Origin of the sequence: Amycolatopsis sp. CA-161197 (assembly GCF_050942255.1) — a bacterium.
GTDB lineage: Bacteria > Actinomycetota > Actinomycetes > Mycobacteriales > Pseudonocardiaceae > Amycolatopsis.
Genome location: NZ_CP192059.1, coordinates 8,995,298 through 9,013,005, shown reverse-complemented (window position 1 = coordinate 9,013,005; position 17,708 = coordinate 8,995,298). Strand labels below are relative to the sequence as shown.

General features: G+C 70.3%; 12 protein-coding genes. 8 read left to right on the top strand and 4 right to left on the bottom strand.

The window, feature by feature from the left end:
• The first annotated feature begins 131 nt into the window (after positions 1-131).
• Positions 132-1,688, top strand: coding sequence for a DHA2 family efflux MFS transporter permease subunit (locus tag ACQPXB_RS42650; RefSeq protein WP_432847552.1), 1,557 nt, complete (start codon positions 132-134; stop codon positions 1,686-1,688).
• A gap of 378 nt (positions 1,689-2,066) precedes the next feature.
• Here the strand turns inward: ACQPXB_RS42650 and ACQPXB_RS42645 are convergent, their stop codons facing one another.
• Positions 2,067-3,287 (bottom strand): acetyl-CoA C-acetyltransferase, encoded by a 1,221-nt coding sequence (locus ACQPXB_RS42645; protein WP_432847550.1) that lies wholly within the window; start codon positions 3,285-3,287, stop codon positions 2,067-2,069.
• A 200-nt stretch (positions 3,288-3,487) separates the two neighbouring features.
• On the opposite strand from ACQPXB_RS42645, the gene ACQPXB_RS42640 reads away from it, so the two are divergent.
• The 3 genes from ACQPXB_RS42640 (at position 3,488) to ACQPXB_RS42630 (ending at position 9,807) form a co-directional block, all read left to right on the top strand.
• Positions 3,488-4,858 carry a cystathionine beta-synthase gene (locus ACQPXB_RS42640; RefSeq protein WP_366579924.1) on the top strand — a complete coding sequence of 457 codons (1,371 nt, stop codon included), beginning with the start codon at positions 3,488-3,490 and terminating at the stop codon, positions 4,856-4,858.
• Positions 4,859-4,972: 114 nt separating this feature from the next.
• Positions 4,973-6,565, top strand: coding sequence for a hypothetical protein (locus ACQPXB_RS42635; protein WP_432847548.1), 1,593 nt, complete (start codon positions 4,973-4,975; stop codon positions 6,563-6,565).
• A gap of 2,117 nt (positions 6,566-8,682) precedes the next feature.
• The gene (locus tag ACQPXB_RS42630; protein ID WP_432857039.1) at positions 8,683-9,807 is read left to right on the top strand and encodes an IS701 family transposase; all 1,125 of its coding nucleotides are present in this window, start codon (positions 8,683-8,685) and stop codon (positions 9,805-9,807) included.
• Between the two features lie 181 nt (positions 9,808-9,988).
• Here ACQPXB_RS42630 and ACQPXB_RS42625 read toward each other — a convergent pair.
• A protein-coding gene (locus ACQPXB_RS42625) for an IS5 family transposase (protein WP_432847546.1) occupies positions 9,989-10,796 on the bottom strand; the annotation gives its coding sequence in 2 pieces (ribosomal slippage) (positions 9,989-10,454 and positions 10,453-10,796; 810 coding nt in all).
• Between the two features lie 299 nt (positions 10,797-11,095).
• Here ACQPXB_RS42625 and ACQPXB_RS42620 point away from each other — a divergent pair.
• The 3 genes from ACQPXB_RS42620 (at position 11,096) to ACQPXB_RS42610 (ending at position 13,725) form a co-directional block, all read left to right on the top strand.
• A complete protein-coding gene (locus ACQPXB_RS42620) occupies positions 11,096-11,623 on the top strand; it encodes a hypothetical protein (RefSeq protein WP_432847544.1) in 528 nt (175 codons plus the stop codon).
• Positions 11,624-11,708: 85 nt separating this feature from the next.
• The gene (locus ACQPXB_RS42615) at positions 11,709-12,446 is read left to right on the top strand and encodes a hypothetical protein (protein WP_432847542.1); all 738 of its coding nucleotides are present in this window, start codon (positions 11,709-11,711) and stop codon (positions 12,444-12,446) included.
• Positions 12,447-12,567: 121 nt separating this feature from the next.
• Positions 12,568-13,725 (top strand): cystathionine gamma-synthase, encoded by a 1,158-nt coding sequence (locus tag ACQPXB_RS42610; protein WP_366579916.1) that lies wholly within the window; start codon positions 12,568-12,570, stop codon positions 13,723-13,725.
• Between the two features lie 1,115 nt (positions 13,726-14,840).
• Here the strand turns inward: ACQPXB_RS42610 and ACQPXB_RS42605 are convergent.
• Entirely contained in the window at positions 14,841-15,140 is a 300-nt protein-coding gene (locus ACQPXB_RS42605) for a hypothetical protein (protein WP_432847540.1), read from the bottom strand.
• A gap of 96 nt (positions 15,141-15,236) precedes the next feature.
• Here ACQPXB_RS42605 and ilvA point away from each other — a divergent pair, with 96 nt between their 5' ends.
• Positions 15,237-16,442: a threonine ammonia-lyase gene (ilvA, locus tag ACQPXB_RS42600; RefSeq protein WP_366579912.1), complete on the top strand. Its 1,206-nt coding sequence runs from the start codon at positions 15,237-15,239 to the stop codon at positions 16,440-16,442.
• 6 nt (positions 16,443-16,448) lie between these two features.
• Here ilvA and ACQPXB_RS42595 read toward each other — a convergent pair whose 3' ends face one another.
• Positions 16,449-16,823, bottom strand: coding sequence for a hypothetical protein (locus tag ACQPXB_RS42595; protein ID WP_432847538.1), 375 nt, complete (start codon positions 16,821-16,823; stop codon positions 16,449-16,451).
• Positions 16,824-17,708 lie beyond the last annotated feature (885 nt).

The following is a 17,708-nucleotide window of genomic DNA, read 5'->3' as shown; positions in this document are numbered from 1 at the left end:
CGTGGTGCTTCGGGCGAAATCGATGGCTTTTTGTCGGTGGCGTCCTCTAGCCTCGACGACGTCACGCAAGGGGGACCCGAACTGGGGCTTGCGTGACCTTTCGCTTCCGAACGATGGGGATGGTCCACCGCATGTCCGCACAACCGAGCCCGGCCGCGCCGGGCGCCGCCGGGCTCGATGACAAACTCGACCGTGGAGTGCTCAAGATCGCTTCCGTGGTGGTGCTCGGCGCCATCATGGCGATCCTCGACACCACGGTCGTCAACGTCGCGCTGCAGAAGCTCACGATCCAGTTCTCCACGTCGTTCGACACGATCCAGTGGGTCGCCACGGGCTACATGCTCGCGCTGGCCACGGTCATCCCGGTCACGGGCTGGGCGTCGGACCGCTTCGGCACCAAACGGCTGTACCTGCTGGCCATCGGCACGTTCCTGGTCGGCTCGATGCTGGCGGGGCTGGCGTGGAACGTCGAGTCGCTGATCATCTTCCGTGTCGTGCAGGGCCTCGGCGGCGGCATGCTGATGCCCGCGGGCATGACGATCCTGACGCGCACGGCGGGGCCGCAGCGCATCGGGCGCGTGATGTCCGTGCTGGGTGTGCCGATGCTGCTGGGCCCGATCTGCGGTCCCATCCTCGGCGGCTGGCTCGTCGACGCCGTGAGCTGGCGCTGGATCTTCTACATCAACGTGCCGATCGGCATCGTCGCGTTCGTGCTCGCGCTGCGCCTGCTGCCGAAGGACAAGGCGACGAAGTCGGGCCGCTTCGACTTCGCGGGCCTGCTGATGGTGTCGCCGGGCCTCGCCGCGCTGATCTTCGGCGTCTCACGCATCCCGTCCACGGGCACGGTCACCGCGATCGAGGTGTGGCTGCCGGCGGTCGCGGGCGTCGTGCTGCTGGTGAGTTTCGTGCTGCGCGCGCTGCGGGTGGCCGACCCGTTGATGGACCTGGGCCTGTTCCGCAACCGGACGTTCTCTGTCTCGATGATCACGCTCTCGGTGTTCTGCATGGGTTTCTTCGGCGCGATGCTGCTGCTGCCCACGTACTTCACCCTGGTGCGCGGCGAATCCGCGCTGCACGCGGGCCTGCTGCTCGCCCCGCAGGGCTTCGGCGCGATGATCATGATGCCGATCGCGGGCCGCTTGTTCGACAAGTTCGCCGCCCGCCGCATCGTGCTGCCGGGCCTGGCGCTGATCGTGGTGGGCATGGTGCCGTTCACACAGGTCACGTCGACCACGCCGTACGCGCTGCTGCTGTCGGCCGCGTTCGTCATGGGCCTCGGCATGGGCTGCACGATGATGCCGATCACGTCCGCCGCCCTGCAGACGCTGCGCTCCGAGGACATGGCCAAGGCCTCGACCACCACGAGCATCCTGCAGCAGACGTCGGGCGCCATCGGCTCCGCGATCATGTCCATCGTGCTGGCCGCCCTGCTCGGCTCGCGCTTCGGCGTCCCCACCAACCAGGGCCAGCTGGCGGCCACCGCGGCCACCCTGAACCCCGCCACGCACACCGCCGCCTCCGCCCTCGCCGCCGGCGCCTTCGCGACGCCTTTCCTCATCGCCACGGTGATCCTGGCGGTCTGCCTGGTGCCCGCCGCCTTCCTGCCGAACAAGCGCTTCATCCCGTCGCCCCCTGCCACCGGCTCCGCCGACGCGGCCACTCCGGTGCCGGCGGCGCCGTTGCACTGACTTGGTTTGGCTCCACGGGGGAGGGCCGCTTCGCGCTTGCCGCGGGCGGCCCTTTCCTGTGCTGGCTGGGTTTCCTCGCGCGCGGTCCCGCCCCGCCACCCCGAGACGCGGCCGCCGGCGCGCATTGTCAGGGTGACCGGTTTCCTTGGTGTCACGGGATCACCGGGCGAGCGATTGGCTACTTCGCGCCGAACCGGCCGGATAGCTGCCGCTTACTTGCTCTGCGGCTCCATGGGAATCGCGCGAGACGCACCGCCTCCGACGAGTCTGCTGTTCGCCGCGGTGTCCCCGCGTCGGTCGTCAGGCATCACGCCTCAGGGACAGCAAAAGGGCCGCCCGCGCACAACGTCGCGAGCGGCCCTTCGTCCGTGTTCTAACTCAGGAAAGGCGCTCCAGCACCATCGCCATTCCCTGCCCGCCACCGACGCACATCGTCTCCAGCCCGAACTGCTTGTCGTGGTGCTGCAGCGAGTTGATCAGCGTCGAGGTGATGCGCGCGCCCGTCATGCCGAAGGGGTGGCCGACCGCGATGGCGCCGCCGTTGACGTTCAGGCGGTCCAGGTCGATGCCGAGGTCGCGGTAGGACGGGATGACCTGCGCGGCGAACGCCTCGTTGATCTCGACGAGGTCGATGTCCGAAATGGACATCCCCGCGCGGGCGAGTGCCTGCTTCGAGGCCTCGACCGGGCCGTAGCCCATGATCTCCGGCGACAGGCCCGTGACGCCCGTCGACACGATGCGGGCCAGCGGCGTGAGGCCGAGCTCGCGCGCCTTGGTGTCGGACATGACGATCAAGGCGGCGGCGCCGTCGTTGAGCGGGCAGCAGTTGCCGGCGGTGACGCGGCCGTCGGGGCGGAACACGGGCTTCAGACCGGAGACGCCCTCGATGGTCACGCCGGCGCGGGGGCCGTCGTCCTTGGACACGACGGTGCCGTCGGGGAGGGTGACCGGCGTGATGTCCTTGGCCCAGAAGCCGTCGGCGATCGCCTTCTCCGCGAGGTTCTGCGAGCGCACGCCGAACTCGTCCATCTCCTCGCGCGTGATTCCCTTGAGGCGCGCCAGGTTCTCGGCGGTCTGGCCCATGGCGATGTAAGCGTCGGGGACGTTCCCCTCCGTGCGCGGGTCGGACCAGCTGTCCGTGCCCGACTCCGCCGTGGCCTTCGTGCGCGTTTCGGCGTCGGCGAAGAGCGGGTTGTGCGTGTCGGGCCAGGAGTCGGAGCTGCCCTTCGCGAAGCGCGACACCGTCTCGACGCCCGCGGAGATGAACACGTCACCCTCGCCGGCCTTGATCGCGTGCATCGCCATGCGGGTGGTCTGGAGGCTGGAGGAGCAGTACCGGGTGATCGTGCAGCCGGGCAGGTGGTCGTACCCGAGCTCGACGGCCACCGCGCGGCCCATGTTGAACCCGGACTCGCCGCCGGGCAGGCCGCAGCCGAGCATGAGGTCGTCGATGTCGGCGGGGTCCAGCTGCGGCACCTTGTCGAGCGCCGCCCGGATCATCTGCACGGCGAGGTCGTCGGGGCGCATGCTGACCAGCGAGCCCTTGGCGGCACGGCCGATCGGGGAGCGGGCGGTGGAGACGATGACGGCTTCGGGCATGGCGTGACACTTCCTCGGGTCGGTGACAACGGCGGGCGCTAAGCGGTTGCTCACCATAGTGCCGCGTGTCCCGCGTCTCGCAAAGCCGAAGGCGACGTGGACCACTATCGGGCGTCCGCCTGAGTGGACAGCGCCGCAGGTCCAGCGTTTAGGCTGGGCGTCGCCGCCGAGATCCGGCGCGGAAGGGCAGGAGCGCAGTCGTGGAGTACGCCGAGCACATCGTCGACCTCGTGGGGAACACCCCGCTGGTCAAGCTGAACTCCCTCACCAAGGGGCTCAAGCCGCTGGTGCTCGCGAAGGTCGAGTACGTGAACCCGGGCGGCAGCGTGAAGGACCGCATCGCGCTGCGGATGATCGAGGCCGCCGAGGCGTCGGGTGCCCTCAAGCCGGGTGGCACGATCGTGGAGCCGACGTCGGGCAACACGGGCGTGGGCCTGGCCATGGTCGCGCAGCGCAAGGGCTACAAGTGCGTGTTCGTCTGCCCGGACAAGGTGAGTGAGGACAAGCGCAACGTCCTGCGCGCGTACGGCGCCCGCGTCGTCGTGTGCCCGACGGCCGTGGCGCCCGAGCACCCCGACTCCTACTACAACGTCTCCGACCGCCTCGTCCGCGAGATCGACGGCGCGTGGAAGCCCAACCAGTACGCCAACCCCGCGAACCCGGAGAGCCACTACCTCTCCACCGGTCCCGAGATCTGGCGCCAGACCGAGGGCAAGGTGACGCATTTCGTCGCCGGCGTCGGCACGGGCGGCACGATCTCCGGCACCGGCCGCTTCCTCAAGGAGGCCAGCGACGGCCGCGTGGAGGTCGTCGGCGCCGACCCCGAAGGCTCCGTCTACTCCGGCGGCACCGGTCGGCCGTACCTGGTCGAGGGCGTCGGCGAGGACTTCTGGCCCGAGACCTACGACCGCGGCATCGCCGACCGGATCATCCCGATCTCCGACGCGCACTCGTTCGAAACCACCCGCCGCCTCGCGGTGGAGGAGGGCCTGCTGGTCGGTGGCTCGTGCGGCATGGCCGTGGCCGCCGCGCTGAAGCTCGCCGAGGGCCTGACCGAGGACGACGTCGTGGTGGTCCTCCTGCCCGACGGCGGCCGCGGCTACCTCACCAAGGTTTTCAACGACGACTGGATGTCGTCCTACGGCTTCCTCCCGCCCGACTCCTCCGGCGCGACGGTGGGCGACGTGCTCACCAAGAAGAGTGGCTCCTTGCCCAGCCTGGTGCACACGCACCCGAACGAGACCGTGGCCGAGGCCGTCGCGATCCTGTCGGAGTTCGGCGTGAGCCAGATGCCCGTGGTCAGCGCGGAGCCGCCGGTCATGGCCGCCGAGGTCGTCGGCGCCGTCAACGAGCGCGACCTGCTCGACGCGCTGTTCACCGGCAAGGCCCAGCTCGCGGACAAGCTGGAGACGCACATGTCCCCGCCGCTGCCGACGATCGGCGCCGGCGAACAGGTCAGCTCCGCGATGAAGGCGCTCGAGGGCGCGGACGGCGCGCTGGTCTTGATCGACGGCAAGCCCGCGGGCGTCGTCACCAGGCACGATCTGCTCGGCTTCCTGGCTGGGCGTTAAGGACGACAAATCGGCAAAGCGGGCCGGGGCGTTCCGAGCGCCCTGCCCCGCTATCCGATAGCGTGGGCGCGATAGAACTTTTTCGCGTCCTCGTCAAGGGGGTTCAAGACCCACATGAGTGCTCCGCAGCCACCGAACCAGCCCGGGGACGGCGGCGAGCAGCCGCCGCAGGGCCCACCGAGTGGTCCCACACCTCAGCAGGACAGTCCTTTCGGCGCGTCGGAGCCGACCCAGGTGGTCCAGCCGGGCCAGCCGTACCCGTCGGCCCCGTCTTCGGGCGAAGGCGGACTGTTCGGCGAAGCCCCCGAGCCCACGCAGGTCGTGCGGCCCGGTGACGCGAACGCCGGCGGCGAAAGCCACTTCGGCGCCGAGTCGACGCAGCTTGTCCCGCCCGGCTCGCAGCCGCCGGCCATCCCGTACTCCCCGCCGCCGAGCGCGGCCGACAACCCCGCTGCCATGGGTGGCGGGTTCGGCCAGCCGGGCTTCGGGGGACAGCCCGGTGCTCCGGGTGCCCCGGGCGCTCCTGGTGGCTTCGGCCAGCCGGGTCAGCCGGGCCAGCCGCAGGGCTTCGGTGCCCCGGGCGGGTTCGACCAGGGTCAGGGTGCGTTCGGCGCTCCGCCGCAGGGCGGGTTCGGCCAGCCGGGTCAGCCGGGTCAGCCGGGCGGTTTCGGAGCGCCGCCGGCCTTCGGCGCCGCGCCCGCCGCGTCCGGTGGCGGCAACAGCATGTACGGCTTCATCGCCGGTGGCGTCGTGGCGCTGCTGGGTGTGCTGTCGCTGATCTGGTCGTTCCTCTACATGGGCGACGCGAGCGACTACTCGTCCAGCCTCGACCAGGCCCGCCAGTCGGCGGGTGACGCGAAGGTCGACGAGCTGCTCAGCCAGTCCGGCCTCGCTTCGCCGGGCGCCATCTGGTTCTACGTGATCATGGTCCTGGTCGGCGCGGTCGTCTCCATCGCGGGCGGCGCCGGGCTCATCCTGGCCGGCCGTCTCGGCGGCGGGATCAAGAAGATCGTGCCGATCGTGGTCGCCGTGGGCGGCGTGCTGCTGGGTGTCTTCGGCATCCTGCTCATCTTCGGCTCCACGCCGAACCAGGAGCTCCTCGACCAGGCCGGCAGCAACGGCGCCGACAGCATCGGCATGCCGACGCTCATCTTCGGCATCCTGATCTTCATCGTCGGGCTCCTCGGCCTGATCCCGCCCACCGCCCAGTTCGTCGGCCTCGGCGGCGGCACCCCGGGCGGCTTCGGCGGCCCCGCGGGTGGCGCGGGCGGCTTCGGCCAGCCGGGCCCCTTCGGCCAGCCGCAGCAGGGCTTCGGCCAGCCGGGCTTCGGCGGCCAGCCGGGCCAGCCGGGTCAGCCTGGCTTCGGCCAGCCGGGCGAACAACCCCCGTTCGGCCAGCCCGGCTTCGGCCAGCAACCCGGCACCCCCAACCCGGCCAGCGGCGGCTTCCCCCAGCCCGGCGGCTACGGCCAACCCCAGCCCGGCTACGGCCAGCCCGGCGACCAGCCCGGCAGCGGCGGCTTCCCCCAGCCGGGCCAGCCCCAGCCCGGCCAGCCCCAGCCCGGCTACGGCCAGCAGCCCCCTCCGGGCTACGGCCCGCCCCCCGGCTACGGCCAGCCCGGCCAACAGCCGCCCCCGGGCTACGGCCCCCCGCCCGGGCAGCAGCCCCCGGGCTACGGCCAGCCACCGCAGCAACAGCAGTGGTGACCAGCTGAGCTTCACGTGAACGGCCCCTTCGGTGGATGTCACCGAAGGGGCCTTTCGCTGTCCAGGGACTTGCACCGACAGGACTGTCGTCCCACCCTCACCCGCCGTGCTGCCCGGCAACAACCGCGGGCCGCCCGTCCGCGGGTCGACTCGTCATTGCTCTTGCGCTGCCTGCTTGCGGTGGCGCTCGTGCTGGGGGCGTCGCTTCGCTCGCGGTCGTCCGCCGCGCCGCCGCCCGGCAATGACTGCAAGCAGCCCTTTCGCACGTCGACTCGCGCTTGCCCTCGCGCTGCCCTGCCCGCAGCGGAGCTCGCGCTGAGGCCGGCACTCCTCCGCTCGGGCCGCCGCCCGCCGCGCCGTGGCACGGCGATGACTTGCGGGCAGCCTTTTCTCGGGTCGGCTTGCGCTTGCCCGCGCGCTGCCCTGCCCGCAGCGGAGCTTGTGCTGAGGCCGACGCCCTTCCGCTCGGGCCGCCGCCCGCCGCGCCGTGGCAGGGCGATGACTTGCGGGCAGCCTTTTCTCGGGTCGGCTTGCGCTTGCCCGCGCGCTGCCCTGTCCGCTGCAGCGCTTGTGCTGAGGCCGACGCCCTTCCGCTCGGGCCGCCGCCCGCCGCGCCGTGGCAGGGCGATGACTTGCGGGCAGCCTTTTCTCGGGTCGGCTTGCGCTTGCCCGCGCGCTGCCCTGTCCGCTGCAGCGCTTGCGCTGAGGCCGGCACTCCTCCGCTCGGGCCGCCGCCCGCCGCGCCGTGGCACGGCGATGACTTGGGGGCCCCCTTTTCTCGGGTCGGCTTGCGCCTGCCCTCACGCTGCCCCGCCTGCAGCAGCGCTTGCGCTGATGCCGACGCCTTCCGCTCGCGCCGCCGCATGCCAACGAAGGCTGCGGCCGCCCTTTCGTAGGTCGACTCGCGGTTGCCCTTGCGTTGCCTGCCCTCGGCGACGCTCGCGCTGAAGCTGATGTCGCTTCGCTCTCGCAGTCGCTCGCTACGCCGCCTGGCGATGACTGCAGGCGGCCCGTTCGCAGGTCGACTCGCCGTTGCCCCTGCCCTCCCCGTGGCGGCGCTCGCACTCAGGGCGACGTTGCTCCGCTCTCGCAGTCGCCTGCCGGCAACGGCTGCGGCCGTCCTTTGGTAGGTCGGCCTGCGCTTGTCCTTGCGCTGCCGTGTCCGTGGTGGCGCTTGTGCTGAGGCTGGCGTCGCTTCGCTCTCGCGGTCGTCGGCCGCGCCGCTGACGGGCAATGATTGCCTGTCCTTTCGCAGGTCGACTTGCGCTTGCTCTCCCGCTGCCCTGCCCGCATCAGCGCGTCGTTGGGGCTGGCATCGCTCCGCTCTCGTGGTCGCTCGACGCGCCGCCTGGCTATGACTGCGGACCGCCCGATCGCAGGTGGTCTCGCCATTGGCCTTACGTGGCCGGCCGTCGGCGGTGCTCGTGCTGAGGGCGACGTTGCTCCACTCTCGCGGTCGTTCGCTGCGCCGCCTGTCGGCAACGGCTGCCGGCATCCTTTTGTAGGTCGACTCGCGCTTGTCCTTGCGCCGCCGTGTCCGTTGGCGGCGCCTGTGCTGAAGCTGACGTCGCTCCGCACTCGCGGTCGTTCGCCGGGCGCCGGGCATAGCTGCGGCCGCCGTCTGCAAGTTGCAGCGCGCCAGTGCCCATTGGCGCCGCGCGCTGGGCTCTGCAAGCCTCCACTGCGCCGGCATCCGAGCGCCCCCTGAGTATGGGTCGGTGTCCCGGCCGGTGTTGTGTTTGCGAAGTCAGTCGTGGCCGTTCGGGACCGTCGATGGCTGAAGTTTGCGCGGTGCGCTGTGTGGGGAAGTTCCGGTCGTGGCGAGTCGTTGAGTTCCGTCGCCGCGGGCGTTTGCCTCGTCGGCCGGACTCTCGGAGCGCTGTTCGGTTTCGCGATGTCGCGCGAACTTGTTGTCGGCAGTGGCGTTGAGGATCAGGCAGACAAGGCCGCTCGTCGAATACCGTTCGGTATCGCAAGCCCCTACGACCGAAGCCCGTCTCCGCGGACTTTTCCCCACTGTCGGCACTTAGTACTGCAACGACACTTCGTTATGAATCTACCGGCGTGTCGGTTAGGCTCGGGTTCGACGGTCGTGTAGTTGATCTTGTGTGCTGGAGATGGTGACGGACTGGTCGGCGCGTTTCGCTGCGTTCGCGGGGCGGTTCGCGGAGCGGTTTTCGCGGGTGGAGCCGCGGCGGCAAATGGTTTCCTACCTGCGGGGGCTGCTGGCGGAAGCCGAGCGCAAGAACGGCTGGACCCTGGCAGAGATGGCCGGTGAGACGGGTCCGCAGGGCATGCAGCGGCTGCTGAACTTCTACGCCTGGGACGCCGAGGGCATGCGTGATGATGTGCGCACTGCGGTGGTCGACGTGCTCGGGGACGCCGAACGTGGCGTGTTGATCGCCGACGAGACCGGATTCGTGAAGAAGGGCACGAAATCCGCCGGCGTGGCGCGCCAGTATTCGGGCACGGCTGGGCGGATCGAGAATTCGCAGATCGGCGTGTTCTTGGCGTACGCCTCGGATCGGGGGCGGGCTTTGATCGATCGCGAGTTGTACCTGCCGAAAGAGTGGATCGCGGATCGGGGAAGGTGCGCTGCAGCCGGTATTCCCGACGACGTCGGATTCGCGACCAAGCCCGAACTGGCACAACTGATGGTGGAACGCGCGCTCGCCGCGAGAATCCCGTTTGCATGGTTCACCGTCGATGAAGCCTATGGGCAGGTCGGGCGGCTACGGCTCTGGCTGGAAGAACACGACATCGCGCATGTGCTCGCAGTGCCCAAGTCCCAGATGGTGATTTCCATGGATCTGCGGCAGCGGCGTGTCCACGCCGTCATCGCGGACGTCGACCCGGCCACCTGGCAACGTCTGTCCTGCGGCGATGGCGCCCACGGGCAACGGATCTACGATTGGGCCGCCGTCGACATCCGCCCCCTGCGCCGACCAGAGGTCGGCCACTGGCTGCTGGCCCGCCGCTCAGTCAGCGACCCCACCGAGATCGCCTACTACATTTGCTTCGGCCCCGCCGCAACCGACCTCCAAGAACTGGTGCGCGTCGCCGGAACCCGCTGGGCAATCGAAGAAAGTTTTCAAACCGCGAAGAACGAAACAGGGCTCGACCACTACCAGGTCCGCCGATACCAAGCATGGTATCGGCACATCACCCTCTCCATGGCGGCGGCGGCATTCCTCGTCATCACCCGAGACGCCGCGAAAAAAGGGGATCCGCACCCGGTCTGATACCGCTCACGTCCAACGAAATCCGCAAACTGCTCAACCGCGTCACCGCACCGATCCGCCACACAATCCAGCATGCGATGCACTGGTCACGATGGCGACGCTCCAGCCAAGCCCGAGCACGTACTAGCCACTACCGACGACGCGGCCATCACGAAGTGTCGTTGCAGTATTAGAGCTTGTCTCATTTGGTGAGTTTCTTGTAGCAGGTGATGCTGGCGGCGAGGGTGAGGAAGGCGAGGTAGTGGCCGGCTTTGCGTTCGTAGCGGATGGTGAGTCGGCGGTAGCCGAACAGCCAGGCGATGGCCCGTTCGATGACCCACCGGTGTTTGCCGAGTGTGTCCCGGGATTCGATGCCTTTGCGGGCGATGCGCGGGAGGATCCGGCGCTGGTGGAGCCAGTCGCGCAGGGCGGGGATGTCGTAGGCCTTGTCGGCGTGGAGCTTGGCCGGTTTCCGGTGCCGGGGTCCCCGGCGGGAGCGGATGGCCGGCAGCGCGTTGATCAGGGGCTTGAGTGCGTGGCTGTCGTGGGTGTTGGCCGCGGAGATTCCGACGGTGAGGGGCAGGCCGGCCCGGTCGGACAGCACGTGGATCTTCGAGCCGGGTTTGCCGCGGTCGACCGGACTGGGGCCGGTCAGTCCGCCCCCTTTTTGCCCTGACGGATGCCCCGTCCAGGACCGCGCGTGACCAGTCGATCAGTCCCCGGCCGTCCAGTTCGTCCAAAACCGCCCGGTGCAACTGCCGCCACAGTCCCGCCTCGGTCCACTCGGTGAACGTCCGGTGCGCCGTGGGCACCGACACTCCGAACGACGGCGGCAGGTGCCGCCACGCACAACCACTGGTCAACACGAACACGACCGCCGTGAACACCGCCCGCGGATCCGTCCGCGCACGCCCACCACCCTGCGGACGCTCCCTTGCCGGCGGGATCAGCGGTTCCACCAGCGCCCACAACTCATCGGGCACCAACCGTTGCGACAGCGAGTCGATCACAGCACAAGATCATCGCAGACCCGCCAGAAGATCCAAACGAGACACGCTCTTATCCCGTTGCGCTCCGATAGCGCGGAGCCCCCGACGCCCCACCGCGTCACCCACACAGCGGATCTTTGCGAAAAATTGAGAAATACCGTTTTTCAGTAACACCCCTACCCTCCTGATCTTGGGCCATTACCCGACCTGGGCGAAACGGGCACTGGTTCTTCATCGCTTCACCATTTCTCGTCCGTGATCGCGATTTCCGGGCTAGGGTGAGCCGTTCGTTTTCGCCTTCGGCCCGAGGGGGAGCAGAGTTGAGCGGCCCGTACGGATCTCCAGCGCAGCAGCGGTCAGGTCCCGCGCACGGGGAACCGCCGGCGCGGCGCGGGCGTCCGTCCGGGGCGACGGCGTTGGTCGCGGCGCTGCTGGGGCTCGTGGCGGCCGGGGCGGCGGGCTACCTGCCGGTGACGTTGTTCATCGACATCCCTTCGGGGTTCAGCCTCGGCGACCTTCCTGTGTGGACACTCGTGGACCTCGGCGGTTACCTGGGCGCGGGCCTCTTCCTGCTCGTCGGCGCGCTCGCCGCGATCTTCCGCGCCACCGCGGGCGCCGTGCTGCTGATCCTCGGCGCGGTGATCGCCATCGGCGCGATCCTGCTGGAGCCGACGCTCGGCAACGGCGGCTACGCGGCCTACTTCGAGGCCGTCGTCGCGCTGAACTCGTTCGCGGACGTCGACCGGGCCGTGCTGGTGGTGCTGGCGCCGCTGGTGCTGGTGCTGGCGGCGCTGCGTCCGACGTTCTCGTATCTCAGGTACCGGACCTACGTGCCCGGACAGTGGTGATTTTCGCCCCGCAAACGTCTCCAGCCTGGCACGATACGAGGACATCTCCCCGCAGCCGGTGGGGGCCGGATTCCCGAGGACTTCCGTGAGCTATCCCCAGAACCCCGGCCAGGGGCAGAATCCGCAGCAGCCGTACGGCCAGCAGCCCTCCGGCCCACAGGCCTTCCCCGGTCAGCAGCCCTACGGCCAGCCGTACCCGGGCCAGCAGCCGGCGCCCTACTCCGGTCCGCAGCCCATGCCGGGGCAGCCGTATTCGGGACCGCAGCCGGTGCCCGGCCAGTACCCCCAGCAATACGGTCAGCCGAGCCAGCCGTTCCCCGCGTACCCGGGCGGACCGGGCATGCTGCAGCAGAAGCCGAGCGGCGGGACCGCGATCACCGCGGCCGTGCTGGCGATCCTGGGTGGCATCGTCGCGCTGCTCGGGGTGATCAGCTCGATCGTCGGGCTGGCGACGTTCCACGGGACGGAGATCCTCTTCATCATTTCGCTGGTCGTCGACCTCGCGCTCGCCGGCCTGCTGCTCTACGGCGCCATCGCGCTGATCATGCACAAGCCCGCGGGCCGGATGTGCGTGATCATCGGCTGCGGCGTCTCGATCGCGTTCTCTTTGATCTCGGTGATCCTCAGCGCGGCGGGCGCCACCGCTCTCGGTTCGTCGGCCGAGTTCCTGGGCGTGGGCATCGCCGGCGCGCTCGTCGGGCTCATCCCGCCGGTGGCCACGCTGGTCCTCGCGATCGTGAAGCCGACCCAGCTGTGGGTTGGGCTCGGCGCGCCGGCGCAGCCGCAGTACCCGGGCACCTACCCTCCGCAACAAAGCTGGTGACGAACGGTCCCGCCGGCGCACTGCGGGACCGCACCGGCGGGACCTGCGACGACAGGTCCAGGCAAGCGTGAATTCCATCCCACCTGGCGGGATTGTCGGTACCGGGCCGTACCCTGGAACCATGGTCGACGACTACTCCGTGCTGGGTTTCGAAACACGCGCCATCCACGCCGGGCAGCAGCCCGATCCGCGGACGGGCGCCGTCATCGTGCCCATTTACCAGACGTCGACCTACGCGCAGGACGGCGTCGGCGGCACCCGCGAGGGTGACTACGAGTACTCGCGCACGGCGAACCCCACGCGCACCGCGCTGGAGCAGGCTTTGGCCTCGCTGGAAGGCGCCCGGCACGCGCTGGCGTTCGCGTCCGGCATGGCGGCGTCCGACGCGGTGCTGCGCACGACCCTGCGCCCGGGCGACCACCTGGTGCTGGGCAACGACGCATACGGCGGCACGTTCCGCCTGATCGACAAGGTGCTGAGCCTCTGGGGCATCGAGCACACCGTCGCGAACCTCGCGAACGTCGACGAGGTCCGCGCCGCGCTGCGGCCCGAGACCAAGCTGATCTGGTGCGAGACGCCCACCAACCCGCTGCTCGGCATCGCCGACATCGCCGCGCTGGCCGGCGTGGCCCACGACGCGGGCGCGCGGCTGGTCGTCGACAACACCTTCGCCACGCCCTACCTGCAGACGCCGTTGGCCCTCGGCGCCGACATCGTGGTCCACTCCACGACCAAGTACCTCGGCGGCCACTCCGACGTCGTCGGCGGCGCCGTGCTCACCAACGAGGACGAGGTCCGCGAGCAGCTCTTCTACCTTCGCAACGCCGCCGGCGCCGTCCCCGGCCCCTTCGACGCGTGGCTCACGCTGCGCGGCCTGAAGACGCTGGCCCTGCGCATGGAGCGGCACAGCGACAACGCCGAGCTGATCGTGCAGACGCTCGCCAAGCACCCGAAGGTCTCGAAGGTCTACTACCCGGGCCTGCCCGAGCACCCCGGCCACGAGGTCGCGGCCAAGCAGATGCGCCGCTTCGGCGGCATGGTGTCCTTCCGCCACGCCGACGGCGAGCAGGCCGCGCTGGAAGTCGCGTCGCGCACCAAGCTCTTCATCCTGGCCGAGTCCCTGGGCGGCATCGAGTCCCTCATCGAACACCCGGGCCGCATGACCCACGCCTCCACGGCGGGCTCCACGCTCCAGGTCCCGGACGACCTGCTGCGCCTCTCCGTCGGCATCGAGGACGGCACCGACCTGGTTGCCGACCTCACGGCCGCGCTGGGCTGAGTCTGCGTTCTCGCGAAACCCCGTGCCACTTCGTCGTGGCGCGGGGTTTCTGCTGTGGCTGCTCGCTCGGTGGCCACACCCCCCGGCGTCTTCAGCAGGGTTCCGGCAAAGTCTTGTGGAGTGGTTGCAGGGCCCGCGGCATCGTGCCTCATGCCCGCCATCCTTGATCGGTTGAACCCGCGCATAACCCCGGACGCGAATCCGGAATGGGCCATGCACCTGCGTGAACTCCTGTGTCAGGTACCGGACCTGTGTGACCGACACGGTGTTCGCCGTTCCGTGGCCTTGATTCTGATCCTGGCCGCCGTCGCGGAGCACGCTCGTTCGCCGCGATCGGCAAGGGGTCCGCGGATGCCCGCACCACGTGCTGGCGTTGCTGGCCGCGATCCGCATCAGGGCGGGTAGGTCGCGCCGGACGAGGCGACCGTGCCCCGGGTGACTGGCCGGCTCGCATCTCGGCGATTTCCTCGGCTACCCCGCGATCGAGTTCCCGCACGCGACTCATGCGCTTCTCATCGCACGCCGCACCACCCACCACACCAGCGGCCAACTCACCACCCACACCGCGATCGGGATCACCACCATCACTGGCCAATGGGCCCACCCCAGCCGCCTCAGCCCTTACGCCCGCGGCTACTGGCACACCCAAAGCACACTCTGCTGGATCCGCGACGTCACCTACACCGAAGCCCACTCGCTCGCCCGCGCCAAACCCAGCGTCAGAGCCGCCCCGCGCCACCTCGCCACCAGCGCACTCCGCCACACCGACTGAACCAACACCCTCACCGGGATACGCCACATGACCCGAGGCACAGGCCGTCACTCACCCCACCCGGCAATCGGCCCTCACCACCACAACAGCGTTGCCACACCCCCGCCCTCCTCGGGGGGACTGCCCTGCTCCAGTTTACCGAGGTCACGGGCACAAAATTGGCGATCAGGAAATTTGTGGACAACTCGCGGCCGGCGGGATCTGCTGTGGATAACTCAGGTGTACCTCGGACGGCGCGTGCCTCTGGGCGGCCGGCGTGACGGTGCCGCGGACGCGGACCTCAGCACGCAAGAACCCCGCGCCGATCAGCGGCCGCGGGGTTCCAAAGGGAGGTCCAGACCCGTCAGGGCCGGTAGCTGCTCGGCTGCGGACCGGCCGTGTGCAGCGAGTGGTGGACGGCCTCCTGCTGCTCGGCGGGCGCGGCCGGGAGCTCGGAGCCGTCGATGCAGCCGCCGACGAGCTCGACGTGGTTGTCGTGGCGGATGTACTGGGGGTGGCCGCCGCAGCCGGCGGCGTCGACGGTGAAGTAGGCGGCGCCGGTGAGGGCGAGGGCGGAGGCGACGCCCAGCACGAGGGGCAGGACACCGGCCGAACGGGTCGCGCGCGTCCCACGAGCGGTCGTGGCGTTTTTCGCGCGGGCCATGGTCGCACTCCCTGATCACGTGTGGTTGCCGTTATCAGAGTACCGGTCCCGCGGCGGTGGCACCTCGGCCATCCGTCGGTGGCATCATCGCGACCTATGGAACTGGTCAGCATCGAGCGGATCGAGGAGGCGCGCAAGCTCCTCGAGGGCATCACCAGGGTGACCCCCATGGAACACGCCCGTGACCTGCGGCGCCTACACGGCGGCCCGGTCTACCTCAAGTGCGAAAACCTGCAGCGCACCGGCTCGTTCAAGATCCGCGGCGCCTACACCCGCATCCACGGCCTCACCCGGGAGGAACGCGCCCGCGGCGTCGTCGCGGCGAGCGCCGGCAACCACGCGCAGGGTGTGGCGCTGGCGTCGTCGCTGCTGGGGATCTCGTCGACGGTCTTCATGCCGCTGCGCGCGCCCCTGCCGAAGCTCGCGGCCACCCGCGGCTACGGCGCCGACGTGCACCTCCACGGCGCCGTCCTCGAAGAGACGCTGGCGGAGGCCATCGCGTTCTCCGAGCGCACGGGGGCGGTGTTCATCCACCCGTTCGACCACGTCGACGTGATCGCCGGGCAGGGCACCGTCGGCCTGGAGATCCTGGAGCAGGTGCCCGGCGCGAAGACGGTGCTCGTGGCCACGGGCGGCGGCGGCCTGGTCGGCGGTGTCGCGGCGGCGGTGAAGGGGCTGCGGCCCGACATCCGCGTGGTCGGCGTGCAGGCCGAGGACGCCGCCGCGTACCCGCCTTCGCTGGCGGCCGGCTCGCCCGTGCGCCTGCGCGAACTGCACACGATGGCCGACGGGATCGCGGTCGGCGAGCCGGGCCCGGTCAGCTACGCGCACGTGTCTTCGCTGGTCGACGACGTCGTCACGGTCAGCGAGGAGTCGCTGTCCCGCGCGGTGCTGCTGTGTCTCGAGCGGCGCAAGCTCGTGGTCGAGCCCGCCGGCGCCGCGACGGTCGCCGCCCTCATGCAGCACCCGGGCGCCTTCGAGCCGCCCGTGGTGGCGATCCTGTCGGGCGGCAACGTCGACCCCGTGCTGCTCCAGCAGATCATCCAGCACGGCATGACGGCCGGCGGCCGCTACCTCAAGCTGCACCTGCGCGTGCCCGACCGGCCCGGCTCGCTCGTCTCCGTGCTGACGTGCGTGAAGAACCTCGGCGCCAACGTCCTCGACGTCGAGCACTCCCGCATCTCCGGCAGCCTCGCCCTCGGCGAGGTCGACGTCGCGCTCGCCCTGGAAACCCGCGGCCCCGAACACTGCAAGGAGGTCGAGGCCGCCCTCGCCGACGCCGGGTTCACCATCGTGCCGTGACCGTCCTCAGTGGACTGGCGGCTCCCCGGTGACCGCCGCCAGCGCCAGCTGCCGCGCCGGCTCCTCGACCTCGGGCACCTCGAACCGCCGCCCGCGAATGTGGCTCAGCAGCTCCGGGTCCGGCGCCACGGCGTGCTCCCGCAGGTAGTACGCGACGGCGCCGGGCCACACCCAGCTGCCATCCGTCCGGAAGGTCAACGGCACCACGTCCACGCGCCCCGGATCGAACGCGTCGACGTCGAAACTCCGCGACGCCAACACCGCCGGCGCGGACTCGAGGTAGGCCAGCACCCGCTCTCGCTCCGCCTCGGCCAGCGCCTCCCGCTCGACCACGGGCCTCCCGGCCTCGTCGAGCCCGTCGTAGACCCGCGGCGTCCGCATCCCGGCCACCGTCGTCGCCGGCGGATCGGCGACGCCGGGCTCGACCGTCGCGACGGGGCCGGCCTTTTCCTGGGAAGGTGAAACGGAGCTGGCGCCTTCTTCCGACGGTGCTGCGAGGCTTCCTGATTCCTCAGCCGGTGCGACGGCGCTCGCCACTTCGCCGAGCGGTGCCGCGGGAGCAGCGCCACGTTCCGACGCCGGCGCCGCGGCGTCCGCGGGCGTCGCGACGGCGGCTTCCTCGGTCGCCGGTGAGGGCGCAGCTGTGCCTTGCTGCTGAGCTTCGGGTGCGGTGCCATCGTCCGGTGTCGGTGCAGCCGCGCCCTCTGGCGGTGCGGCGGCTGCTTCACCGGTCGTGCGTTGCTGCTGAGCCGTCGGTGTTCCACGGCCAGCCGGAGGCGCGGTGACGTTCTGCTGCGGAGAGCCAGGGGCTGCGATTCCGTCCGCCTCTTCGGTGGCGTCTGGTCGAGGCGAGGCAGGTTCGTCGGGGTAAGACGCCGATACAACTGGCGCGGCCGCGCTCTGTGGCGTTGTGGCGCCCGCTTGCGCGGCTGCTGTGCGCTGGCCCGCCGACACTGGCGCCGTGGTGTTGTCCTGCGGTGCAGATGCGTCGGCGGAAGGGGGCGGCGTGGCGGGCGGTGGTGGTGCAGCCGGGCCGCCGTGCGGAGTCGGTGCGCGGTCGGGAGGGGGCGGGGGTGTGTCGGGCGTCCAGGGCGCCGGGAGGGGTGGCAGGCCTGCGCGGGTGCGCAGCCAGGGTGGGATGAAGGCGTCCGAGCGGGGGAAGAAGCGGAGTTCGTCCTGGAAGCCGAGTTGTGGGGGTGGGCGGCGCCACAACGGTTCAACGTCGGGGCGGAAGTCGAGGCGAGGCGGGTGCTGAGGGGTGAACAC